The organism is Pasteurella oralis, assembly GCF_002850605.1.
Classification (GTDB): Bacteria; Pseudomonadota; Gammaproteobacteria; order Enterobacterales; family Pasteurellaceae; genus Pasteurella; species Pasteurella oralis.
Map to the genome: position 1 here is coordinate 119375 of NZ_NXGB01000004.1, position 25245 is coordinate 144619.

General features: G+C 38.5%; 26 protein-coding genes. 9 read left to right on the plus strand and 17 right to left on the minus strand.

Translation table 11 applies throughout. The features are described 5' to 3' along the window. Window positions 1-287: 287 nt before the first annotated feature. Window positions 288-1829 (plus strand): threonine ammonia-lyase, biosynthetic, encoded by a 1542-nt coding sequence (ilvA, locus tag C0975_RS06500; protein WP_101775579.1) that lies wholly within the window; start codon window positions 288-290, stop codon window positions 1827-1829. Between the two features lie 64 nt (window positions 1830-1893). Here the strand turns inward: ilvA and C0975_RS06505 are convergent, their stop codons facing one another. The 5 genes from C0975_RS06505 to rpe all read right to left on the minus strand — a co-directional run bounded on the left by C0975_RS06505 (window position 1894) and on the right by rpe (window position 7850). Beyond that, on the minus strand, window positions 1894-2529 hold the full coding sequence (locus C0975_RS06505; protein ID WP_101775580.1) for a hypothetical protein: 636 nt from the start codon (window positions 2527-2529) through the stop codon (window positions 1894-1896). Window positions 2530-2747: 218 nt separating this feature from the next. Next, window positions 2748-5297, minus strand: a complete 2550-nt coding sequence (locus C0975_RS06510; protein ID WP_101775581.1) for a TonB-dependent receptor domain-containing protein — start codon at window positions 5295-5297, stop codon at window positions 2748-2750. 176 nt (window positions 5298-5473) lie between these two features. Beyond that, entirely contained in the window at window positions 5474-6472 is a 999-nt protein-coding gene (gene trpS / locus C0975_RS06515; RefSeq protein ID WP_101775582.1) for a tryptophan--tRNA ligase, read from the minus strand. Window positions 6473-6481: 9 nt separating this feature from the next. Then, window positions 6482-7156, minus strand: coding sequence for a phosphoglycolate phosphatase (locus tag C0975_RS06520; RefSeq protein WP_101775583.1), 675 nt, complete (start codon window positions 7154-7156; stop codon window positions 6482-6484). Between the two features lie 25 nt (window positions 7157-7181). Next, entirely contained in the window at window positions 7182-7850 is a 669-nt protein-coding gene (gene rpe, locus C0975_RS06525) for a ribulose-phosphate 3-epimerase (protein ID WP_101775584.1), read from the minus strand. 116 nt (window positions 7851-7966) lie between these two features. On the opposite strand from rpe, the gene C0975_RS06530 reads away from it, so the two are divergent. The 4 genes from C0975_RS06530 (at window position 7967) to dtd (ending at window position 10462) form a co-directional block, all read left to right on the plus strand. After that, window positions 7967-8575 (plus strand): LysE/ArgO family amino acid transporter, encoded by a 609-nt coding sequence (locus tag C0975_RS06530; protein ID WP_101775585.1) that lies wholly within the window; start codon window positions 7967-7969, stop codon window positions 8573-8575. A 119-nt stretch (window positions 8576-8694) separates the two neighbouring features. Continuing rightward, the gene (locus C0975_RS06535; RefSeq protein ID WP_101775586.1) at window positions 8695-9168 is read left to right on the plus strand and encodes a YchJ family protein; all 474 of its coding nucleotides are present in this window, start codon (window positions 8695-8697) and stop codon (window positions 9166-9168) included. Beyond that, window positions 9165-10031, plus strand: a complete 867-nt coding sequence (locus C0975_RS06540; protein ID WP_101775587.1) for a virulence factor BrkB family protein — start codon at window positions 9165-9167, stop codon at window positions 10029-10031. The genes C0975_RS06535 and C0975_RS06540 overlap by 4 nt, the downstream gene beginning before the upstream one ends. Next, window positions 10028-10462: a D-aminoacyl-tRNA deacylase gene (gene dtd, locus C0975_RS06545; protein WP_101775588.1), complete on the plus strand. Its 435-nt coding sequence runs from the start codon at window positions 10028-10030 to the stop codon at window positions 10460-10462. The genes C0975_RS06540 and dtd overlap by 4 nt, the downstream gene beginning before the upstream one ends. 87 nt (window positions 10463-10549) lie before the next feature. On the opposite strand, the gene nlpD is transcribed toward dtd, so the two are convergent. The 10 genes from nlpD to icd all read right to left on the minus strand — a co-directional run bounded on the left by nlpD (window position 10550) and on the right by icd (window position 17766). After that, window positions 10550-11935 carry a murein hydrolase activator NlpD gene (gene nlpD / locus C0975_RS06550; protein WP_101775589.1) on the minus strand — a complete coding sequence of 462 codons (1386 nt, stop codon included), beginning with the start codon at window positions 11933-11935 and terminating at the stop codon, window positions 10550-10552. 35 nt (window positions 11936-11970) lie between these two features. After that, window positions 11971-12132, minus strand: a complete 162-nt coding sequence (locus C0975_RS11375) for a hypothetical protein (protein ID WP_167383043.1) — start codon at window positions 12130-12132, stop codon at window positions 11971-11973. Window positions 12133-12145: 13 nt separating this feature from the next. Beyond that, entirely contained in the window at window positions 12146-12721 is a 576-nt protein-coding gene (locus C0975_RS06555; protein WP_101775590.1) for a YqaA family protein, read from the minus strand. Between the two features lie 36 nt (window positions 12722-12757). Continuing rightward, the gene (gene surE, locus C0975_RS06560) at window positions 12758-13498 is read right to left on the minus strand and encodes a 5'/3'-nucleotidase SurE (protein ID WP_101775591.1); all 741 of its coding nucleotides are present in this window, start codon (window positions 13496-13498) and stop codon (window positions 12758-12760) included. A gap of 81 nt (window positions 13499-13579) precedes the next feature. Beyond that, window positions 13580-13723 carry a hypothetical protein gene (locus C0975_RS11380; RefSeq protein ID WP_167383044.1) on the minus strand — a complete coding sequence of 48 codons (144 nt, stop codon included), beginning with the start codon at window positions 13721-13723 and terminating at the stop codon, window positions 13580-13582. Window positions 13724-13729: 6 nt separating this feature from the next. Further along, on the minus strand, window positions 13730-14767 hold the full coding sequence (truD, locus tag C0975_RS06565) for a tRNA pseudouridine(13) synthase TruD (RefSeq protein ID WP_101775592.1): 1038 nt from the start codon (window positions 14765-14767) through the stop codon (window positions 13730-13732). Between the two features lie 103 nt (window positions 14768-14870). After that, window positions 14871-15350 carry a 2-C-methyl-D-erythritol 2,4-cyclodiphosphate synthase gene (gene ispF, locus C0975_RS06570; protein ID WP_101775593.1) on the minus strand — a complete coding sequence of 160 codons (480 nt, stop codon included), beginning with the start codon at window positions 15348-15350 and terminating at the stop codon, window positions 14871-14873. An 11-nt stretch (window positions 15351-15361) separates the two neighbouring features. Further along, complete coding sequence (ispD, locus tag C0975_RS06575) at window positions 15362-16084, minus strand: 2-C-methyl-D-erythritol 4-phosphate cytidylyltransferase (protein ID WP_101775594.1); 723 nt, start codon at window positions 16082-16084, stop codon at window positions 15362-15364. Continuing rightward, window positions 16084-16362 carry a cell division protein FtsB gene (gene ftsB / locus C0975_RS06580; RefSeq protein ID WP_101775595.1) on the minus strand — a complete coding sequence of 93 codons (279 nt, stop codon included), beginning with the start codon at window positions 16360-16362 and terminating at the stop codon, window positions 16084-16086. Before ftsB ends, ispD begins: the two co-directional genes overlap by 1 nt. Before the next feature lie 156 nt (window positions 16363-16518). Beyond that, on the minus strand, window positions 16519-17766 hold the full coding sequence (gene icd, locus C0975_RS06585) for an NADP-dependent isocitrate dehydrogenase (protein ID WP_101775596.1): 1248 nt from the start codon (window positions 17764-17766) through the stop codon (window positions 16519-16521). 250 nt (window positions 17767-18016) lie between these two features. Between icd and C0975_RS06590 the strand changes: the two genes are divergently transcribed. After that, entirely contained in the window at window positions 18017-18679 is a 663-nt protein-coding gene (locus C0975_RS06590) for an rRNA large subunit pseudouridine synthase E (RefSeq protein ID WP_101775597.1), read from the plus strand. 4 nt (window positions 18680-18683) lie between these two features. Then, window positions 18684-19139: an NUDIX hydrolase gene (locus C0975_RS06595; RefSeq protein ID WP_101775598.1), complete on the plus strand. Its 456-nt coding sequence runs from the start codon at window positions 18684-18686 to the stop codon at window positions 19137-19139. 220 nt (window positions 19140-19359) lie between these two features. Here the strand turns inward: C0975_RS06595 and C0975_RS06600 are convergent, their stop codons facing one another. Next, a complete protein-coding gene (locus C0975_RS06600) occupies window positions 19360-20955 on the minus strand; it encodes a xylulokinase (protein WP_101775599.1) in 1596 nt (531 codons plus the stop codon). Between the two features lie 211 nt (window positions 20956-21166). Continuing rightward, entirely contained in the window at window positions 21167-22120 is a 954-nt protein-coding gene (tal, locus tag C0975_RS06605) for a transaldolase (RefSeq protein ID WP_101775600.1), read from the minus strand. A 160-nt stretch (window positions 22121-22280) separates the two neighbouring features. On the opposite strand from tal, the gene C0975_RS06610 reads away from it, so the two are divergent. Then, the gene (locus tag C0975_RS06610) at window positions 22281-22832 is read left to right on the plus strand and encodes a DNA-3-methyladenine glycosylase I (RefSeq protein ID WP_101775601.1); all 552 of its coding nucleotides are present in this window, start codon (window positions 22281-22283) and stop codon (window positions 22830-22832) included. Window positions 22833-22893: 61 nt separating this feature from the next. After that, window positions 22894-25242 carry an LPS assembly protein LptD gene (lptD, locus tag C0975_RS06615; protein ID WP_101775602.1) on the plus strand — a complete coding sequence of 783 codons (2349 nt, stop codon included), beginning with the start codon at window positions 22894-22896 and terminating at the stop codon, window positions 25240-25242. The last annotated feature ends 3 nt before the right edge of the window (window positions 25243-25245 follow it).

Sequence of the window (25245 nt, forward strand, 5' to 3'; positions counted from 1 at the left end):
GAAATGAGGGGGAGCAAGACGTAGATATTAAAAATTTTTAAAAACACACCGCACTTTTTAATTATCTTCGAATTAAAGCGGGGACCTCATATAAGTTGCCCGAATAGAAAAGCAATTTTTAGAAAAATAAAGTTGCGTAACAAAATGAAATCAACTTATTTTTCATGAAAAAATTGCTTTGTCATGAGGATAAAACAACTTATCGGGGCGTGTTTTCTTTGCCAACTTTCTTTTTCACAAGCAAAAGAAAGCAGGTCATAAACCAGATAAAACAATGGATATAATTTATGGTCAACAACTTAACCTCCAACCAACCGACTGGCTCAGAATACCTAAAAGCTGTGCTCAGCTCAAAAGTTTACGAAGTAGCCCAAATTACCCCGCTACAAGAAATGCCAAAACTTTCAGAACGTTTAGGCAATAAAGTTTTTATCAAACGCGAAGATCGCCAACCCGTCCACAGTTTCAAATTACGTGGTGCCTATGCCATGATTGCAGGCTTAAATGAAGAACAAAAACGTGCTGGTGTAATCGCAGCCTCAGCAGGAAACCATGCACAAGGTGTGGCACTTTCTGCTAAACAACTTGGTTTACGCGCATTAATCGTGATGCCACAAAACACACCAAGTATTAAAGTCGATGCAGTGCGTGGGTTTGGCGGCGAAGTATTATTATATGGGGCGAATTTTGATGAAGCCAAAGCCAAAGCTATCGAACTTTCCCAAACTAAAAACATGACTTTTATTCCTCCATTTGATCACCCTGCTGTGATCGCTGGACAAGGCTCTTTGGCAATGGAATTGTTACAACAAAATACCCAAATTGATCGCATTTTTGTCCCTGTTGGCGGCGGTGGTTTAGCCGCTGGTATTGCGGTATTAATTAAGCAATTAATGCCAGAAATCAAAGTGATTGGCGTGGAATCAAAAGATTCTGCTTGTTTATATAAAGCCTTAAAAGTCGGTAGACCCATTGACTTAGATCGTGTTGGTTTATTTGCGGATGGCGTTGCGGTGAAACGCATTGGTGATGAAACGTTCCGAGTTTGTCAACAATATATTGACGATGTAGTGCTAGTGGATAGCGATGAAATTTGTGCCGCAGTGAAAGACATTTTTGAAAATGTGCGAGCCATTGCTGAACCTTCTGGTGCACTATCGTTAGCGGGCTTAAAGAAATATGTGAAAGAACATAACCTTCAAGGTGAAACCTTAATTAACGTGCTTTCTGGTGCTAATTTAAATTTCCATACGTTACGTTATGTTTCAGAACGTTGTGAAATTGGTGAGCAGCAAGAAGCATTGCTAGCTGTGACCATTCCAGAAAAACCGGGCAGTTTCTTAAAATTCTGTCATATTCTCGGTGCAGTACCCGTCACAGAATTTAAATATCGCTACGCTGATGATGCACAAGCTTGCATTTTTGTAGGGGTACGTATCAGTGGCGAAGAAGAAAAAAATAATATTATCAATCAATTACAACGCAATGGTTACGATTTAATCGACTTATCAAATGATGATATTGCTAAAACCCATGTACGATATATGATTGGTGGGCGTTCAAATAGCCAACTCAAAGAACGCTTATATAGCTTTGAATTCCCAGAGCAAAAAAGCGCATTATTAAAATTCCTCGAAACTTTAGGACAAACACATTGGAATATTTCAGTATTCCACTATCGTGCACATGGTGCTGATTATGGCAATGTACTTGCAGGTTTCCAATTAAATGATCAAGATCTTGATGCTTTCAATCAACATTTGGAAAAACTAGGTTACGTGTATCAAGATGTCACTGAAAGCCCAGCTTATCGCTATTTCTTAGTCTAATCCAATAAAAAAGTGCGGTGTTCTGATCAATCTTCACCGCACTTTTTACTGATATTCAGAGCACTTACTTTACAAAGTCACTAAATGTCAGCTCGTAATTATCGCCGTCACGATTGTAGGAGATAAAACGGGGGAATTGTTCCCCTGCAAATTTTTTCACTATAATATCTTTATCACCTGTTTTAAATTGGTAAGTAATTTGTGTCACGTCTTGCTTATTATATTTCACTACATCTTCGCTTTTTTTCACGAAAACATTATGCATTGGATACAATTTTTTCCCATTGGTAATTTGAAAATTAATCGGCAATTTATCGTAATAGCTCAATTGAAATGCCATGGTAAACAAATCAAAAGTAGGTAATGTTAATTCTTTTGTCGTTAAGCCATTTTTCACTTTGCCATATTCAATTGTACTGGCTTGAATTTTCGCCGTTGCATAAGGATTGCCATTACGAATATCGTTATAATCGACCATCTCAAACTGCTTACTCCCTTGCTTACCCTTGGACAAGAATTGAATGTTATACAAAGGCACATTAATTTTAGCATCAACCGAATATTGACTACCATCCGCTTTGAAATGCACATAAGCTGGCATTAAATAGTTAGAGCTATACTTAATATTAAAATCTGCATTTGCCCACACATTCGATACATAGCATAACGCCGAACAAAATAAAATTTTTAAAAATCTCACCGCACTTTCCTCTCTATGCAATCTATTCATTTAGATAAATGAACAAATAATGTAACTGGTATTAGCTTTGACAACAAGCTTGTTTAAATAATTCCTACCCTCATTGATAACAAAAGCTATTTATCATATAGTAAAGTAAACGCTGATCACTTCTCACCAAAATATAAAAAACCGCACTTTTGATTGAAAGTACGATTTTTACACATAACATTATCTATTTAGAAACGATATTCTACCCCAAGATGCAATGTTCTACCTGGCGCAGTATTCAACCCCATATTATTTGTATCTAAATAATAGCGATTTAATACATTATCCATTGTCATCGTCAATTTAAGCTGCTCAGATACATTATAATTTGCATATAAATCAACCAAAGAATAAGGCGCCCACTCGATACTTGAAGTATTTACAAAACGCTGCGATGATAGCACTGGTACAAAACGTTTACTGTAATAACTATAACGAGCACCAATATCTAACTTCTCATTTAGCCAACGTGAGCCTAGTATAATATGCAAATTTAAGCGTGGAGGTACAGCATTATTTAAGTTACTACGATACACATAACCAGAATTACATTGCTCGCCTTTTCCTGCCTGTTCAGGTGTCAAACAAAATTGAGTTTTGGTATAATACGTCCCTGATAATTTCGCGTAAACTTTTCTCATATCATAATATGTTGAAGCTTCAAAGCCAGTAAATTGCGCACTCTGAATATTCAATGTTTGAGTTAAACCACTTTTGCGATCAAAACTCCGAGTTAAATAATCATCAATCTTATTGAGAAAATACGCAAATTTAAAGCCAACCACATTATCTATGCGTCCTACATTTTCGTAAAACCCACTAATACCAAACTCCCAATTTTTTGCTCTTTCAGGCTTTAATTGTTCCAAATTATCTCCTGTTGACTGCATACTCCAGCCTTTAGTTGCTTGGAATAAACTTGGGGAGCGTAATGCCTGAGCATATTTTACATAAATAATTGTACCATTTGCGATCTCTGAACTTAACATGATGATAGGCGATAACCCTTTGTTTTTAATTGGTTTTTGTTTATGCACAACATATTTGTACTGCGGTATAAAATCAAATCCACCACCAGGACGAGGGACAGGTTTATCACCAATATGCACTTTCTCTTCACGTACAACATAATCATGAATAGTCGATTGCATATAACGTAGCCCAAGATCCGCTTTTAACCATGAGTTAAATGGATAATTGGCTGCAACAAATGCGCTGATTTCTTTTCGTTTACCATCACGAACATATAATGGTGCAATGGCATTATCAGGATAACCTTTTGCTCTCACTCTTTGCAGTGCATCACGAGGTGGATAAATACGCTCATAATTATGTGCAATACCATATTTTAGAGTCAAAGGTTGTTTATTAAGTTGGAAGATACTCGTGTTATCAATGCTTAATCCTTTTTGTTTTGAGATTAAAAAGTGAGCATGACGACTCGAAAGTGAATAGCCATATTCTTCAATCAGTGGTGTAAAATTAGAAGAATCACTGTCGGTATAATAAGCATTTATACTTAAATTCACATAAGGTGTAGCAGGATTGTATTGGTAATTAATATTGTAATTACTCACTTTAACTTCTGTTCCCTCACCTTGTAACGCACCATAAGCTCTAAAATTTAAAAGAGAACTCATAATTTCACCAAAATGACTACCATAGTATCGGTAAGCCAATCCCAAGCGATGCTTATCATTATAAAAATTAACCTTTGCCAAATAAGAATGGTTATTTTGCGATGTATTTAACGCTTCTTCACCGGGGCGATAAAGTGTACTATGATTTTCTTTGAATCGAAGTTTGCCTATTTCTACTTCTTCGTGCCTACGAGGCTCTTGAACTTCAACACTATCTTTTTCAAATTCAATACCCTCAATCTGTGGTGTTTGTCCATGTCGCCCTACGAAATAATTACCTTGTTTACGTTTAGCATATGCAAGCACAACATCTGCATGTTCCCATTTTTTAGCCAAAGCAATACTATAATTATAGGCATTGAAATCCAAACCATGAGTCGAATAACGCGCATTTGGTGCATAGGTTTGTGTTTGACATAATCCAGTATTATTTGTAATACATCGATGGATATACCTTGTTTGATAACCTCCTCTTGTATAATTTGCAGGAGGAGCAACTGTATTCGTCATCGTGCCTAATTTTAAGCGTATCCCCCATGTTTTGCCTTCTGTAATAATATCTTGCCAACTAATCGTATTCATACGCACAACACCACCAACAGCCCCCGTTGCATCATTTGCTAAAGAGGGTCCCTTTTCAATCTCAACTTGGCTAATTAAATCAGGATCTAAATAAGTACGCGTTGATGAACCAGCATAGCCTTGCCAAGATGGTACAGATTGAAGCCCATTATCCACCCAAACAGGTACCCTATTCTCATTCGCAATACCTCTAATATTTAGTGAAAGCGCACCACTATTACGTTTGTTTCCTACAATTACACTAGGTACACCAGATAAAAAATCACCAACAGAGCTTCCTCGGAAACGAGTAATATCAGATTGAGTTAAATAAGAATAAGAACCCACAGAAAGATATGTTTTGAGTAAACTCTCGTCATAGTCATTTTTTTCATCATTTTCATTCACAATAATAGTTTCTAAATTACTGCTTGTTGGTTTATCCGTATTTGACTTTGTAAAAGCAACCTGTGGTATCATCCCTAAAGCAATACACAAACTTAAACTAAGCAAACTAACCTGTTCTTTCTGTTGCATACTCTCTCCTTTCACATTACAACAAAATGATAATAAGTCTCATTTTCATTTTTATCATATTTTTGAAGAAATTCAAAGATCTGCCGTAAAAATATATTTTCATAAGTTAAAAATAAAAAAACCGTACTTTTCATTAAAAAGTACGGTTTAAAATAGAAAAATGTCTAAATCATCAATTACGCCACAAAACCCACTGCGTCATACACTGCCTCAAGGGTTTGCTTAGCACGTTCACGGGCTTTCTGCGCGCCTTCATGCGCAATTTTATTCAGTAATGCTTCGTTACTACGGAAATGATGAAAACGCGCCTGAAGCGTAGTCAACATTGCCGACACTTCTTCTGCCACAGCGCCTTTTAAATGCCCATACATTTTGCCTTCAAACTCTGCTTCTAACACCGCAATCGATTTGCCTGTCACGCCAGACAAAATATCTAATAAGTTAGAAACACCCGCCTTATTTTGTAGATCATAGCGTACTACTGGCGGCTCATCAGAATCTGTCACTGCACGTTTAATCTTTTTCGCTACAGCTTTTGGATCTTCTAATAAACCAATTACGTTATTGCGATTTTCATCTGATTTTGACATTTTCTTTTCAGGTTCTAACAGTGACATCACGCGTGCACCCGCTGTTGGAATAAATGGCTCTGGTACCGCAAATAAATCACCGTACAACGCATTAAAACGATTAGCGATATCACGCGTAATTTCTAAATGTTGTTTTTGATCTTCGCCTACAGGTACTTGGTTCGCTTGATATAACAAAATATCGGCGGCCATTAACACTGGGTAAGTAAATAAACCAACATTAATATTTTCAGCATGACGCGCTGATTTATCTTTGAATTGGGTCATCCGTCCCATTTCACCAAAATAAGTATAACAATTTAAGACCCAAGCTAATTGGGTATGTTCTGGCACATGCGATTGAATAAAGATCGTACTTTTTTCTGGATCAATGCCACAAGCTAAATAAAGCGCTAACACATCTAATGTGGCTTTACGTAATGCAGCGGGGTCTTGACGTACGGTAATCGCATGTAAATCAACAATACAAAATAAACATTCATAATCATCTTGCATTTTTACCCATTGACGTAATGCACCAAGATAGTTACCGATTGTTAATTCACCTGAAGGCTGTACGCCACTTAATACTACTGGTTTTGTCATTGTTATTCCTTATTTTAAAATCGTCAAAATATCGGCAAAATCATCAAATACCCAATCTGGATTGGCTTGTTCAATTGGGATGTTATAGTTGTAACCATAAGTTAAACCGACAACGGGACAACCTGCTGCATGTGCTGCTAAAATATCATTTTGCGAATCACCAACAAATAAAACTTGCTTTGGATATAACCCAAACTTACCACATAAATAATACAATGGGGCAGGGTGTGGTTTAATCGCTGGTAAAGATTGACCACCCAAAAGCTCACTAAATAAATGATCTATCCCAAATGCAGCTAATACAGGCTGTACATGTCTCGTCGGTTTATTTGTCACTACTGCCAAAGTATAGCCCCGTGCTTTAAGTTGCTCTAAAGTGGCTTTTACATTGGGATAGAGGCGACTTAAATTACATAAATTTTCGCCATAATAAAAACCAAAGCGACGTTTTAATTCACGAATTTGCTCGTCAGTGAGTACTTTGCCGCCCTGTTCTGTCGTCCACGTTAATGCCCGCGCAATTAAAACATCTGCCCCATTACCAATCCAAGTCAAAACCAATGCTTCTGGCGCTTGGGGTAAATCAAATTCAGCTAAAGCAGAGTTCACTGAGAGCGCCAAATCTGGCAAGCTGTTAACTAATGTTCCATCGAGGTCAAAACCAATCAATTTAAATTGTGTCATTTTTATACCGCACTTGTTAATCTCGTTAAACTGTTGCCAATTGTTGGCGCATTTCATCAATAACTTTCTTATAGTCTGGCTGATCAAAAATCGCTGAACCTGCGACAAACATATCAGCACCAGCTCTGGCAATATCAGCTATATTATTGACCTTCACACCACCATCAACTTCTAAACGAATATCAAAACCACTTTGATCAATGCGTTGGCGTACTTGGCGTAATTTATTCAACGTACTTGGAATGAATGACTGTCCACCAAAGCCCGGATTGACTGACATCAATAAAATCACATCCACTTTATCCATCACATAATCCAAATAACTCAATGGCGTAGCAGGGTTAAATACTAAACCTGATTTACAACCACAATCACGAATAAGCTGTAAAGTACGGTCAATATGTTCTGTTGCCTCTGGATGAAAAGTAATATAATCCGCACCTGCTTTGGCAAAATCGGGAACAAGGCGATCCACTGGTTTTACCATTAAATGCACATCAATTGGTGCAGTAATGCCATAATCACGTAATGCCTGACATACTGCCGGACCAAAAGTTAAATTAGGGACATAGTGATTATCCATCACATCAAAATGAATAACATCAGCACCACTATTTATAACTGTTGCGACATCTTCACCCAAACGTGCCAAATCAGCAGATAAAATCGAAGGCGCAATTAAATAGGATTTCATGATCGACCTCACTTGTTAACAAGGTGTTAAGTAACCACTTGCAAAGAGAAAATAATGTGGTTAGTGTACTACGTTATTAGCCAATTTTTAAGGAAATTCTCACTTCAGGAGCTAAGATGGAAAGCATGTTACATGGATTTTTTGTGACCGCAGGTTTGATTATTGCAATAGGTGCACAAAATGCCTTTGTATTAAAACAACATATCTTGCCTGTGATTTTGACTTGTTTTATTTGTGATATTATCCTCATTTCCATTGGCGTATTAGGATTAGGCTCTCTCATTAGCCAAAGTCCAACAGCGACTGTTGCCTTAGCCGTTGTCGGCGCATTATTTTTATTTATCTATGGCGCAAATGCATTCCGTTCAGCTTATCAAGGGAATTCCGTTGTACAACTTGAACAGCACAATGCACAAACACAGTCTGTACTAAAAGCGATATTCACGACTCTAATGATTACTTTACTCAATCCACATGTTTATTTAGATACGGTCGTGATTATTGGTGGCATCGCAGGAACCTTAACTTTAGAACAAAAAGGCTTCTTTCTGCTTGGCGCGCTAAGCGTATCTGGGCTTTGGTTCTTTAGCCTAGGTTATGGTGCCAGATTATTCATTCCATTATTTCAACGTCCTGTAACATGGCGCATCTTGGATATCGTCATTGGCTGTGTGATGTGGGGGATTGCGATCAGTTTGATGCAATATGCGCTAACGATGTTGTAAAATTTTGTCAAAACAGACCGCACTTTAAGAGAGAAACCACTAATCGGGACAAATCATTTCTCAATCCAGCAGCGCTTTGTTACAATTCGTGTAACTTTAAATGACAGTAATGTATTAAAATGACTGAAAAATCGACCGCACTTTGTCCCTGTCAATCAGGGCAAACCTATCAAGGTTGCTGTGAGCCTTTTCATTTATATCAACAGTTTCCACATAACGCAGAGCAACTAATGCGTTCGCGCTATAGTGCCTATACATTAAACAACATCGAGTATATTGCTGCAACCACTGTCCCTAGCCAACAGGCGTTGTTAGATCTCTCTGTTTTACGACAATGGGCGCAAACAACTCAATGGCTAGGACTAGAGGTGATCAAACATCAATCTCTTTCCAAACAACATAGTAAGGTTGAATTTAATGCTTTTTTTGTGACTGCTGAAGGAAAACAAGCACATTATGAGCATTCTCTTTTCGTCAACATTGCAACCCGCTGGTATTTTGTTGATCCAACTGTCAATTTACCTACGATGAAACAACCTTGTCTTTGTGGCTCAGGCAAAAAATTTAAACATTGTTGCGGAGGTTTACTGTGAAAAACCCATTTAAAAGTATTATCTTATTTTTTAAAACGTTCTTTTGTCGCTTCCAACAAAATAAGTTAACGCAAGCAGCGGGTTATTTAACTTATAGTACGATGTTGGCCATTGTGCCATTAATCATGGTGGTCTTCTCGGTATTCTCTGCATTTCCGGTGTTTAATGAAGTCACAGACGAACTCAAAACCTTTATCTTTAATAACTTTGCCCCCTCAGCCAGTGATACGGTCGGGCAATATATTGATGAATTTGTGACTAACTCCAAACAAATGAGTGCAATAGGTGTCATCAGTTTAGTTGCCGTCGCGCTGATGTTAATCAATTCCATTGATCGTACGCTGAATTCGATTTGGCATGATAGCAGCACGCGTCCCTTAGTCTTTTCGATTGCTATTTATTGGCTAATTTTGACCTTTGGTCCTTTATTAATTGGCGCCAGTATTGGGGTGAGTACTTATGTTAGTACCTATGTGACAGAATTTATTGATTCTGATTTAACACTGCCCTTTGGTTTAAAAATACTCAGCTTTGTGCCATTCTTACTCACTTGGCTCATTTTCACACTGATTTATGCGGTTGTGCCTAATAAGAAAGTCAAAATGAGCCATTCTGCGGCAGGTGCATTAGTTGCCGCTTTCTTTTTTACACTAGGTAAGCAAGCCTTTACTTGGTACATCACGACCTTCCCCTCATATCAATTAATCTATGGTGCAATGGCAACCTTACCTATTATGTTGTTATGGATTCAATTAAGTTGGGTTGTTGTTTTACTGGGTGCACAACTGTCTGCTGTGTTAACAGAAATGACAGCTATAAAAGATAGCCAACACAAAATCGCACAAATGAAGGAAGAACAATGATCGCATTAATTCAGCGTGTCACACAGGCAAAAGTCATAGTTGAAACACAAACTGTCGGAGAAATAGGACAAGGCTTATTAGTATTACTTGGCGTAGAAAAACAAGACGATAAAGCCAAAGCAGAACGCTTAGTAGAAAAAGTGCTTAACTATCGGGTTTTCAGTGATAATGAAGGCAAAATGAATTTAAATGTCCAACAAATTAATGGTGAAATTTTAGTCGTTTCTCAATTTACGTTAGCTGCAGATACCCACAAAGGTTTAAGACCAAGCTTTTCAAACGGTGCACCTCCTACGCTTGCCAATGAGTTATATCAGTACTTTGCCCAAAAATGTGCAGAAAAAATCAATACAGCAACAGGGCAATTTGCTGCGGATATGCAAGTGAGTTTAACCAATGATGGACCAGTCACTTTTTGGTTAACCGTGTAAAAACCTACTTCTAGAGAATATCGTTTTTAGTCGACAATAAAAAAACTGCACCTTAAACCAGGTGCAGTGATATTTAAATATGCTTGATTAACGTTTTGGTAAATAACGAGTCGGATCAACAGATTTACCCTTATAACGAATTTCGAAGTGCAATTTCACACTATTTGTACCAGAACTCCCCATTTTAGCAATTTGTTGTCCAGCACGAACTTCTTGCTGATCCTTCACTAAAATGCTTTCATTATGTGCATAAGCACTTAAATAATCATCATTATGTTTAATAATAATTAAATTACCATAACCACGCAGGGCATTTCCAGCATACACAACACGACCGGCTGCTGCAGCATTAACCGCTTGACCACGAGAACCAGCAATATCAATGCCTTTATTTCCTCCATCAGCAGTAGAGAAACTTTGCACAATATTCCCTTTAGTTGGCCATTGCCATGCAATATTAGACACTACTTGTTTAGCCCCTGTTGGTACTGGTACAGAAACTGGTGAGTCAACAACAGGTTGAGTAACAGGTTTAGGTTGTGGAGGGGCTGTAGTACCTGTGCCAACACCAGATTTAATTGGTCCAATAATAGTGCCATCAGATCCATATTGTGTACCATGTGGACCTGGTGTATATGTTACCTCTGTTGTTTTTGATTGCGTCACTGGCGGCACAACAGGCTGCGTCACAGGTTGTGGCGTTACCGTTTTACCATTAGATACACGTAAAGTTTGTCCAACACTTAGACGGTATGGTTCAGACATATTATTCAGTGCCGCAAGCTCTTTTACATCTAACCCTGAAATATAGGCGATCAAATACATGGTATCGCCTTTACGTACCGTATAAGTCTCGCCTTTATAAAAACCTTTATCTATTTTGCTATAGTCTGGACGATTATCATTTGGGTTACGCGGGATCTTAAAGTCCTGGCTTACTGGCTTTACACTTGGTGTTGCTGCCTCCGCAGCGGTCGGTGTAACAGAACTCGGTTGGTAGATATTATTACTATTTGATACTTTTAACACTTGACCTGTACTCAAAGTATAAGGCTCAGACATATTATTTAATGCCGCAATTTCTTTAACACTAAGACCTGAAATATAAGAAATTAAGTACATACTGTCGCCTTTACGTACAGTATAAGTATCCCCTTTATAAGAACCACGTACGATCTTACTATAATCAGGTTGATTGGTCACAGGATCACGAGGAATATCAAAATGTGATGAAGTCGTTATAGGCTGGCTAGCTGGTGAAGTTGGTTGATAGGTTGGTTGTCCCATTCCCGTTGGCATCGTATTTTGTTGCTGAATTTGAGGTTCCCAAGCTCCCCCATTAGCTGGGTCAACGGGCTGCATAATACCTGGTGTTAATGTGCCATCAACACTTTCTACAGGTGCTGGTGCATTTGAACTACAAGCTGTCAACACCGCAATACTGATAGGCAAAAGTAAAAACGACTTTTTCATTTGCTAGTTTCCTCTTTCTTATTTTAAATTTTTAATTAATGTGTTGTAATTTCTGGTAGCCAACTACCGCCTTCTACAGCACCCGTACCTGAAACAGGCTCCATCATGCCAGGAGTTAACGCATTTTCATCTTGGACATTTATTGTACAGGCGCCCAGCACTAAAATCATAGACAACAATAAAAGTAATTTATTCATTTTTAACCTTAAATTATCGCAAAATAACATAAGCCAGCACTGCTAAAACAACTACTGACCAACCGATAAGCTCAATTGAACGACGTAATTTGTCAGCAAATTTCTCACCACCCCAAGCAGCAAGTTTTGCAACTAATATAAAACGCGCAGCCCTTGAAATAAATGCAGTAAGCAAAAATGGCAAAAATGCCATTTGCATTACACCGGCACAAATAGTGAAAACTTTATAGGGAATTGGCGAAAAACCAGCAACAAATACCACTAATATTCCCCATTTTTCAAACCATGAAATAGCGGTATCCCAATGTTGTTGATAACCAAATTGCTGCACATAATGCTGGACAAAATCCAATGCATAATAGCCCAGCCCATAACCAATTGCACCACCAAGCACTGAAGCAAGCGCAGTATAGAGCGCAAATTTGAGCGCACTTTGGGGCTTTGACATTGACATTGGAATCAACATCACATCAGGTGGGATAGGAAAAAAGATCGCCTCAATAAAGCTCGTAAAAGAAAGAAAAAACGTCGCATAACGGTGCTGTGACCATGCCATCGTTTTATCATACATTGCACCGAAAATTTTCAACCTACACCTTCCTAAAAAATAATCAAAAACGCATCATTATTCACTTTCTAACCAATCTTGTAAAGATTGTAACGAATGATAAGCCGTCATATCTGCCTGAATTGGAGTTAAAGAGACATAACCATGCTTCACGGCATGAAAATCTGTGCCTTCTTGTTCATTTTCAGCTAAGCCTGCTGGTCCAACCCAATAAATTGCTTCTCCACGAGGATCGCGTTGTTTTATGACTTCTGCAGCTGAAGCACGATAACCTAAATGACATACCTTAATCCCTTTTAACTGTTCATAAGGAATATCTGGCACATTAATATTCATTATTTCACGACTCTTTAAAATCTGCCCATGTAACTTTGGAATTAATTCACACACAACACGTGCAGCAGTTTCATAATGTTGACGCCCATTTAAAGAAACAGCAATAGCGGGCAACCCTAAATAACGTCCTTCTAATGCTGCAGCAACCGTACCTGAATAAAGCATATCATCACCTAAATTCGCACCTGCATTAATCCCTGATACGACTAAATCAACTTGTCCAGATAAAAAGCCATTTAATGCTAAATAAACACAGTCAGCAGGCGTACCATTTAAACAATAATCACCATTGGGCAAATGCAATGGACGTAATGGCTCAACTAAAGTCAGTGAACTGGATGCAGCACTGCGATTACGATCAGGAGCTACAACAGTGACATCAGCAAATTTGCGTAATTCACGCGCTAATGTCTGGATACCTTCAGCATGAATACCATCGTCATTGCTAAGTAAAATTCTCATAATGTTTTATCCTTGTTATTTGATTGGTTACGTTGCTTGTGCCTTTATATTATTATTTGAACAAAAAGTGCGGTACTTTTTTTAAAAGTTTTTGTTATTGTGCGATATACTGATATCGGATTCAGCCCAATAATTGACATTATCAAGTAAGCCAAACTGAGCTGCATTTTTATCTTGTTTAACCACGCCTTTCTTCTCATAGACAGAAAGCAGCAATGTGCTCAAATCAGTTCACATTTCCTGCACATCGACCAATTCTCTGACCAATGCTGTTGCATAACTGCCTGCAGGCAGATAGAAGTAAAGTTTTAAGCCATTTTCGACAAATGCCCAATGAAAATCCTGTGCATGCATTAACATAGGACGGCGAGCGGCTTTTATCCGTTCCTGAGCCATTAACTGTAACAATGCTTGGTGTTGTTCAATTATTTGATTTTCTAATTCAGTTGCAGCGAGATTTTGCTCGCCAATTAACGGTGCAGTGAGTAAAACATCTTGCTGCATTAAACGCGCTTGTAATGTAGGCAAATCTTCATGCTCACCTACTTGAAACCAACTATGTGATCCCTGCAATTGCAAAATATCCCCTAACAACACTTGTTGTATGAGATTATGCTCAATTCGCGCTGACACAATTAAATTAAACACCTCACTACGCGCAGCGGATAAATAGAAGCTCCGTTTCTTACGATCTTTAACCTTAATTTCGCCCTTCGCCCAACGTAGTGCTTGCGTGAGATTATGTCCATCACGTCCAAAACGCTGCTCAGTGAAATAGTTAGGAAAACCCCATTTTTTCACATTTTCTAACCGTATGTTAAGCGCTGGTGTTTCTTTCGCACCACGTAACAGAATTTCAAAATAATTACCATCAAGGCTTCCTGTGCGAATTTTACGGTTGTGACGAGTCACATCTAAAACTTCCACACCAGCTAATTGGAATTGACTAAAATCAGGTGTTGGTTGACCGGGCATTTGTAAGCAAAACCATTGCTCTGTCACCGCTTTACGATCTTTTAAGCCAGCATAACCCATATTGCGTGCTGAAATGCCGACAAATTGTGCTAACTTTTCGCCAACAAATAAGGTATTACAATCTGTTTTACGTATTTTCACCACGACAAATTCACCTTCACCAGCCATTTCATAGCCAAGGTGCTCTTTCACAATAAAATCCGCACATTCTGCTTTTAATTGTGCAGTTTGTTTGTTCTCTAATGCCACTGATGTTGTCTGTTGTGGTGGATTTTGTAAATAAGCGAGTTCCATACGTTCCTTGTTCATATTGTAGTAAAGGCGAACTTTATTTGTTCGCCCTTATCTTTTTAGTTCATTATTAAAGCGGTCTTTAGCGACCGATTTGTTCAAAAAATTAGGCTTTGATCACTAAAGCCACTGCTTCGCAAGCAATGCCTTCACCACGTCCTGTAAAGCCTAATTTTTCACTCGTTGTGGCTTTGACATTCACTTGTTCAATGTCACAAGCTAAATCTTGTGCAATAGCAGCGCGCATTGCATCAATGTATGGACGCATTTTAGGCGCTTGCGCAATAATCGTGACATCAACGTTACCGACTTGATAACCTTTTTCTTGCACTTGGCGATAAGCCTCACGCAATAAACCTCGACTATCAGCCCCTTTGTATTGCATATCGGTATCTGGGAACAGCTTACCAATATCGCCCAACGCTACAGAACCAAGTAAAGCATCGGTTAAAGCATGTAACGCCACATCGCCATCAGAATGAGCCAACAACCCTTTTTCATAAGGTATTGCCACTCCACCAATAATAATTGGACCTTCGCCACCAAAGGCGTGAACATCAAAACCATGACCAATTCGAATATTCATGTTATCTTCTCTTACTGTCGTTTTCTGGTTAAATAAAATTCTGCTAAAGCTAAATCTTCGGGGCGTGTTACCTTAATATTATCACTACGCCCTGCCACTAAGTGCGGTCGAAATCCCGCAAATTCCATTGCTGAAGCTTCATCCGTTACTTGCATCCCCCGTACAAAAGCTTGTTCTAATGCCTGTTTCAACAAGTCTAATGGAAAAAATTGTGGCGTTTGTGCGAGCCAAAGTTCACTACGATCTTCTGTTTGTTTAATTTGTTGATTGGGTAATGCACGTTTAATCGTATCTGTGGCTGGAATCGCTAAAATTGCGCCATGCGGATCTTCAATTTGTATTAACTTATCTAAATCTTGATGAGTCAAACAAGGACGAGCAGCATCATGTACCATTACCCATAAATCTACCGCATTTTGCACCGCACTTTTATGTAGGTTATCAACAGCACATAAGCCATTTAATACAGAGTCAGCACGATTTTCTCCACCATCAATGACTTGAATCTTAGGATGTTTCAAAAAAGGGAGCTGAGAAATATAGGGATCATTCGGCGCAATAGCCAAAATGATGAGTTCAATCTGTGGATAACTTAATAAGACGGAAAGCGTATGTTCTAAAATAGTTTTGCCTTGAATTTCAAGATATTGCTTAGGTTTTGCCGTTTGCATACGACTGCCAACGCCAGCGGCAGGCACAACAGCAACAATTTTACGCGGAATAACTTGGCTCATTATTTATGCTCTTTCACAATATGATAAAAAATTTCATCAGATTTCACCATGTCGTGCTGGAATCTCGCCCGTTCTTCAATGGCTTCCACACCTTGTTTTAGATCTTTAATTTCTGCGGCAACCACTTGATTACGCTGCGAAAGTTTCTCATTTTCTTGTTTATGTTGGGCTATTTGCTGTGCTGTTTGTTTGTAATCCACATAGCCATTTTTGCCAAACCAAAAATCATATTGGAATAGCAATAACACAGCGACTAATAAAAAAATAAATAAACGCATAGATTCTCAGCCAGTTACTAACAAAGTAAATAGTTTACCGCGAAATCAGAAAAAATACCGCACTTTCTCCTATAAATTGAGCGAAATTTTACTCAATACAAATAAAAACGCCCGATTACTCTCATGAATAATCGGGCTTCTTGATAATTGATTAGATTACATATTCGCTACAATATCTTGGGCAAATTCAGAAGTAGAACGTAATGTTGCCCCTTCTAACATTTCAGCAAAATCAAACGTTACTGTTTTATCTGCAATAGTTTTTGATACTGCTTTGACGACTAAATCAGCCGCCTCGCCCCAACCTAAATGACGTAACATCATTTCGCCACTTAAAATCAACGATCCTGGATTACCTTTATTTTGTCCTGCAATTTTCGGCGCAGTACCATGTGTGGCCTCAAAAATCGCCGCTTCTGCACCAATATTCGCACCTGGAGATATACCAATTCCGCCAACTTGTGCAGCTAAAGCATCAGAAATGTAATCACCATTTAAGTTTAAAGTGGCGATGACATCATAATCTGTTGGGTGCAATAAAATTTCTTGCAAAAACGCATCTGCTATGCTGTCTTTGATAATGATTTCTTTGCCTGTTTTTGGATTGGTGAGCTTCATCCACGGTCCCCCCTCTAACAATTCGGCACCGAATTCTTTCGCGACTTCATAACCCCATTCTTTAAATGCCCCTTCGGTAAATTTCATAATGTTACCTTTATGCACAAGCGTTAAAGACTCACGGTCATTATCAATCACATATTGTAAGGCAGCACGCACTAGACGTTGAGTGCCTTGTTTCGAAACAGGTTTGATACCAATACCACAATCTTCCGTAAAACGGATTTTCTTCACGCCCATTTCTTTTTGTAAAAACGCAATTACTTTGTTGGCTTCAGCAGAACCTGCGACCCATTCTACACCCGCATAAATATCTTCTGAGTTTTCACGGAAAATCACCATATCCACTAATTCTGGGTGTTTTACTGGGCTTGGTGTCCCTTCATAATAACGAATTGGACGTAAGCAATTATATAAATCTAAACCTTGACGCATTGCCACATTTAATGAGCGAATCCCCCCACCAACTGGCGTCATTAAAGGTCCTTTAATTGCCACATGATAATCACGAATAAACGCCATCGTTTCATCAGGTAACCACGTATTTTCCCCATAAACATCATTGGCTTTCCCACCCGCATAGATTTCCATCCATGCAATTTTGCGCTTACCACCATAGGCTTTTTCCACCGCTGCATCAATGACCGTTTGCATTGCAGGTGTAACATCAACGCCAATCCCATCACCTTCAATAAATGGAATAATTGGGTGATTTGGCACCACTAATGCACCTTTGGCATCAAGTTGAATTTTTTCACCTTGTGGGATAACGACTTTTGATTGCATATCATTTCTTCCTTATTCTGTTGCCTATGATAGTATAAACACTCGATCAAACGAGATTATCTATACAAAGCTATTGGAACTGAATAAAGTTCGCAAGTACTTATTAAAAAATTGTTAAAAAATTTCTCTGTTTTTCGATCTAGATCCCATTTTCGACTTAAATACACTTTCTCTTATGAATAAAAACTTCACTGCTAAACCCAAACATCCAGCTAAAACACACAAGGTCGTCTTACCTAATCAGCTCAGCATGAAACACAAGCCGACAAAAACCAATCCGCAGATAGGGCGTTCGCATACGAAAAAATCGCCCAACTTTGCAGAGACTCAAGTTGTCTTATTCAATAAACCTTATGATGTGCTTACACAATTTAGTGATGAAAATGGACGTGTAACGTTAAAAAACTTTATTCCTATCCAACATATTTATCCCGCAGGACGTTTAGATCGCGATAGTGAAGGCTTAGTACTGCTCACCAATAACGGCGAAATTCAACATCGCCTTGCCGAACCTAAATTCAAAACAGAAAAAACCTATTGGGTGCAAGTGGAAGGTATTCCACAGGAGGCAGATTTAGACAAATTACGCCAAGGTATAGCACTCAATGATGGTCAAACTCTTCCTACAAAAGTGCGGTCAGTTTCGCAGCCAAATTGGTTATGGGCACGCCATCCGCCGATTCGTGAACGCAAACAAATCCCCACGAGCTGGCTTGAGATAAAAATTTGTGAGGGGCGTAATCGCCAAGTACGTCGAATGACCGCACATATTGGTTTTCCTACATTGCGCTTAATTCGTTATCAAATAGCATCATTTAATTTAGATAACTTAGCTCAAGGGCAATATCGACGCCTTTCTGATTCAGAGCTCAGCGCATTTTATCAACAATTACAGTTAAAAAAAGAAGGATAAAAAAATGCATAAACCAAATATCACACTGGCTTGTGTCGTCCATTGCAAAGGAAAATTTTTATTTGTTGAAGAATTCGAACATGGTAAGTTGACATTGAACCAACCAGCAGGGCATTTAGAAGCCGATGAAACCCTCCTTGAAGGCGCAAAACGTGAATTATTGGAAGAAACGGGGATTCATGCAGATATACAAAGTTTGATCAAAATTTACCAATGGCATGCCCCACGTAGTAAAACTGATTTTCTCCGTTTCACGTTTGCCATAGAACTTGACGATTGGTGCCCTATCCAACCGCAAGATCCTGACATCACACGTGGTCTATGGCTCAGTTTAGAAGAGTTTTATGACTATATAGAACAAGAGGGACAATGTGAGCGTAGCCCATTAGTGATTGAATCAGTGAAGGATTATTTAAAAGGGGAATTCTCGCCAATTAGTGTATTAAAAGCGTTTGAGTAAGTAAGAAAGCCATTAAAAGTACAGTCATTTTACAAAAAAGTTTTAAATTAACACTCTCAACGAATACCAGCGTGAATACTATCCCTATTAATGAGAGCGAAGACTAACACTATCAATAAGGCAATCGCCTGTTTTCAAAACTTTCCCAAAACCGACCACACTTTCCCGCGGCTTTCTTCATGTTAAATATCTATTCGTCAAACTGGAACTAGCAATATTATTACGCTACCCCCGTATCAAGTGCCGCTTGTACAATCGGGAGTCCTTTTTGATATTGGCGAATAAACACTTGATATCCTTCAACGATACTTGGATCAGGTTCAACACGTATTAGCTCTACTTGATTAAAGATCGCTTGTTCTAAATAGTCTTCTAACGATTTGTGTTGCGATTTATGTAAAAAGTTAGCTAACAGCGCAATCCCCCATGCGCCACCATTCGCCGCGGTATCCATTGTGGCTAGTGGAATGTTTAATGCTGAAGCCAAAATCTGCAGTACAACATGTTTTGTCTGAAAGATTCCACCATGAGCAAGCATATGTTCGATATTGACTCGTTCTTTTTTACGTAAAATATCCATCCCTAACTTCATGGCACCGAATGCACTATATAAATGTACGCGCATGAAATTTGCTAAATTAAAGTGAGCATTCGCTGGATGTAAAAAAATCGGGCAGCCTGCAGAGAGTCCAACACTGTGCTCACCTGAGTAAAATCCATATGAAAGTAACCCACCACAATCCGCCTCACCCTGCAAAGCGGCTAAAAATAAGGTTTGGTAGAGTGTTTGTGTATCTGTTTTCACTCCAAAAGCCTGCAGTGCTTCGCCAATTAAATTCACCCAAGCATTTATATCTGAGCTGCAATTATTCGCATGAACCATCGCCACTAATTTTCCTGTTGGTGTCGTCACAAGATCGATATCCGAATATACTCGTGATAATGCTTTTTCTAACACTACCATGGCGAATACAGACGTGCCGGCGGAAATATTACCTGTTTTTGCTTTAATGCAATTCGTCGCAACCATCCCTGTCCCAGCATCGCCTTCAGGTGGGCAAAGAGGAATATTTGCCACTAAATTTCCTGTTGGATCCAACAATAACGCGCCTTGTTGCGTTAAATTGCCTGCGTTTTGACCTGCTACACGTACTTTAGGAAGAATGGTGTCGAGTTGCCATGGCAACAGTTGTTGCGCAATATGCTGGTTAAAAAGTGCTATCATTTCTGTATCATAATTCAGCGTATTGATATCTATTGGAAACATGCCTGATGCATCGCCAATGCCCAGTACTTTTTCGCCAGTTAATTGCCAATGAATATAACCTGATAAGGTTGTTAAATAATCGATATCCTGAATATGGCTTTCTTGATTTAAAATAGCTTGATAGAGATGTGCAATACTCCAACGTTGTGGAATCGGGTAATTAAATAGCTTAGTCAGGGCTTGCGCGGCGGGTGCTGTTGTATTATTACGCCATGTTCTAAAAGGAACAAGCAGATTGCCATGCTTATCAAATGGCAAATAGCCATGCATCATGGCGCTGATACCAATGGCTTTTACACTTTTAATCAATGTCGCATATTGAGCTTGCACATTTTCTTGTAGATCTTGATAGGCCTGTTGTAGCCTGTGCCAAATTTCAGTTTGATGATAAGTCCAAATCCCGTCAATAAAATGATTTTCCCAATCTGCACCACCACTTGCTAAAATCGTGCCATGTTCATCAATCAGTACTGCTTTTACTCGAGTCGAACCTAATTCAATACCAATCACGCTCCGTCCGTCATCAATACATTGTTTTTCATTTTGCATAATCTATTACACCTATTTTAAGAATGTGGAATATCGCACTTTTATAAAAATACGCACCATGACAATGAAGAAAACTCAAATATTACAATGACATGAATATTGATGTGATAACAACGATACACACATCAGCTTCAAATATAATTTGATAAGTAAAAAAATGCGGTCAAAATCGACCGCACTTTTTTTCATTCTTGTACTACATAACTCTAAATTAGAATTTTGCTAACAACATTGCTTCTAATTTTTCTTGGTCAGCGGCAAATTTACGGATCCCATCAGCCAATTTTTCCACTGCCATCGCATCACTATTATGCTGCCAATAAAACTCCGCTTCAGTTAATGGCGTTGGTTTGGCTTTCACCTCACCTGTGTAACTTAATTTACGCACCAATGGACTGGTATTTTCTTGTAATTCTTTTAACAATGCTGGCGCAATAGTTAAACGGTCGCAACCTGCTAACTCTGTAATTTCACCTACATTACGGAAACTCGCGCCCATTACAATCGTGTTGTAGCCATGTTGTTTGTAGTAGTTATAAATTTTGGTCACTGAAATCACACCCGGATCTTCGGCTGGTGCGTAATCTTTTTTATCACTATTCGCTTTGTACCAATCCAAAATACGACCAACGAAAGGTGAAATTAAATACACGCCTGCTTCAGCACAAGCACGCGCTTGCGCTTCAGAGAATAATAGGGTTAAGTTACAGTTAATGCCTTGTTTTTCAAGCTGTTCCGCTGCGCGGATACCTTGCCAAGTTGAAGCAATTTTGATCAGAATACGATCGTTAGCAATACCTGCTTCGTTATAAAGTGCGATCAGTTTTTTCGCTTTTTCAATTGTCGCCTCAGTGTCGTAAGAAAGACGAGCATCGACTTCTGTTGAAATACGTCCCGGGACAATTTTTAAAATTTCTAAACCGATATTAACCGCCAATTTATCTTCTGCATCAATTAATTGCTGTTTTGCACAATCGCTTTTTGCTTTCGCATAAGCAATAGCATCATCAATTAAAGGGGCATATTGTGGCAGTGCGGAAGCACTTAAAATTAAAGAGGGGTTAGTTGTAGCATCTTCTGGTTGGTATTTTTTGATTGCTTCGATATCACCAGTATCCGCTACAACGACGGTCATATTACGGAGAGAATCAAGTTGCGTAGTCATAATTTTCCTCTACTTTAGATTACAATTCGTGAATTACTAATTTACATACAATAGCATATCAACATAAAAATGGCATGATCTTTTCATTTGCATTTCAATACACAAACGCTTGCATTAAAATGTTTAAAAAATCGACCGCACTTTTCATCTGGAGAACATTATGCACAAACGCTGTGGTTGGGTAGATAACTCACCTATTTATATTGCTTATCATGATAATGAATGGGGTAAACCTGAATATGATAGCTTGAAATTATTTGAAAAAATCTGTTTAGAAGGACAACAAGCGGGGCTATCTTGGATTACAGTACTCAAAAAACGCGAAAATTATCGCAATGCTTTCTATCATTTTGATCCAAATAAAATTGCCCAAATGACGACGCAAGACATTGAGAATTTAATGCAAAATGCGGGACTGATTCGGCATAGAGCAAAATTAGAAGCCATTGTCAGAAATGCAAAAGCCTATCTAGCAATGGAAAAGAAGGGAGAAAATTTCAGCGATTTTATTTGGTCATTCGTTAATCACCAACCACAAATCAATGATGTACCGAATTTAGCCAGTTTACCAACAAAAACAGCTGTATCTAGTGCCATGTCTAAGGCGCTAAAAAAACGAGGCTTTGTTTTTGTTGGTGAGACAACTTGCTATGCATTTATGCAATCTATGGGATTAGTCAATGATCACCAAAATGATTGCTGCTGTAAATAATATGCCTTTACTTAATTTTCCAGTATAATCAAGCCAGTTTTGACTTAAATACGGTTATCCAATGAAAAAGAATTCTTATACATTACTTTCTGTTGCAATCTTGAGTGCACTTTATAGCACATCAAGTATGGCGGATTTAAAAGCACAATGTCTAGCAGGCGTGCCTCATTTTAAAGGTGAATTAGTCACAGGAAACCCAAATGAGTTACCAGTGTATATTGAAGCAGATCAGGCGCAGTTAACCCAATCGGCAAGTGCAATTTATGAAGGTAATGTAGATATTCAGCAAGGTAATCGTCAATTAAAAGCTCACAGCGCAGAAATCACTCAACATAATTCACAAAATAAGCTACAACGTCTTGCGTATGTGCGTGGCGGATTTGACTATCAAGATCATCAAATTCAACTTACAGGACAAGATGCACAAGTCAATTTAAATAATAAAGATACCAATATTAAACAAGCCCAATATCAATTAGTTGATCGACAAGGGCGTGGGCAAGCCGCAGAAATCGAATTACGTGATGACTACCGATTAATGAAAAATGCCATATTCACTTCTTGTTTAACGGATGATAATTCTTGGGCAATTGAAGCAAAAGAAATGCGCCAATATATCCAACAAGAATATGCGGAAATGTGGCATGCCCGTTTAAAAGTGCACGGCGTGCCAATTTTTTATACCCCTTATTTACAACTTCCTATTGGTGATCGCCGTCGCTCTGGTTTATTAATACCGAGCTTTGGTACTTCTAGCCGCGATGGCTATTTTTATACACAACCAATTTATTGGAATATTGCCACAAATCTTGATGCGACTTTCACGCCCAAATACATGTCACATCGTGGCTGGCAACTTAATGGTGAATTTCGCTATTTAAGCCCAATTGGACAAGGTAAAATTGCAGGTGAATATTTAGGCAAAGATCGGCTAATTGACTATCAAAGTGACAATCGCTCACGCCATCTATTTTATTGGACACATAATTCCAGTTTCTTACAAAATTGGCGTTTAAATTTAGATTATACACATGTAAGTGATAAGCGCTATTTCGCTGACTTTGATTCTGCTTACGGCTCAAGTACCGATGGCTATGCAGATCAAAACTTACGTATTGCCTATTATCAGCCTAGCTACAATTTCGCCATTTCAGCAAAACAATTCCAAATTTTCGATGAAGTCGAAATTGGACCTTATCGTGCACTACCTCAAATTGATTTCAATTATTACAAGAATAATTTAATTAATGGATTATTGGACTTTAAATTGTTTTCACAAGCAGTTCGTTTTGATAATGATAGTGCTCTTATGCCAACAGCATGGCGTTTCCATCTTGAACCTAGCTTAAATCTGCCACTTTCAAATCGTTATGGTAGTTTAAATATTGAAAGCAAACTCTACGCGACTCACTATAAACAGCGTAAAGGAAAAAGCGATAATGCAGAACAAGTACAAAGCACGGTGAACCGCGTGTTGCCACAAATTAAAGTCGATTTACAAACTGTGTTGGCAAGTAATAAAACTTTTCTTGAGGGTTATACACAAACACTTGAACCGCATATTCAATATTTATATCGCCCATACAAAGATCAAAGCCATATTGGTTCAAAACGCAACAACGCTTACTTAGGTTTTGGTTACAACTCATCGCTATTACAACAAGACTACTTCGCGTTATTCCGCGATCGTCGTTATAGTGGGTTAGATCGCATCGCTTCTGCAAATCAATTCACACTGGGTGGCACAACACGTTTTTATGACAAAACAGGCGAAGAACGTTTTAATTTATCTGCGGGACAAATTTATTATTTGCATGATTCACGTATTGATTCCAACCCAGATAATAGTACTTATGGGCGTTCCTCCTCTTGGTCATTAGAGTCTAACTGGAAAATTAATGATCAATGGCGCTGGCAAGGTAGCTATCAATATGATACTCGTTTAGACAAATCTTCATTAGGTAACTTTACCTTAGAATATAATCCAGTGAGAAATAACTTAATTCAATTAACTTATCGCTACGCGAGTCAAGAATACATTGACCAGAACTTAACTGCTGATGCAAACCGTTATGGTCAGGATATCAAACAGCTTGGTTTAACTATTGCTTGGGAATTAACTGATAACTGGGCAGTCGTGGCGCGTCATTACCAAGACTTAGCATTGAAAAGACCCGTTGAACAATATTTAGGTGTGGAATACAGTACCTGTTGTTGGGCAATTAATGTCGGAGCAAGACGCAATGTCACTAGCCGTCAAAATCAGGCTGAAAATGAAATTGTATATGATAAAAGTATTGGAATTAATGTTGAGCTACGCGGCTTAGGTAGCGATGATCACAAAGGTAATATTGAAAAAATGCTACAAAGAGGCAAGCTACCTTATTTGCAAGCATTTAGCCTCTATTAACAC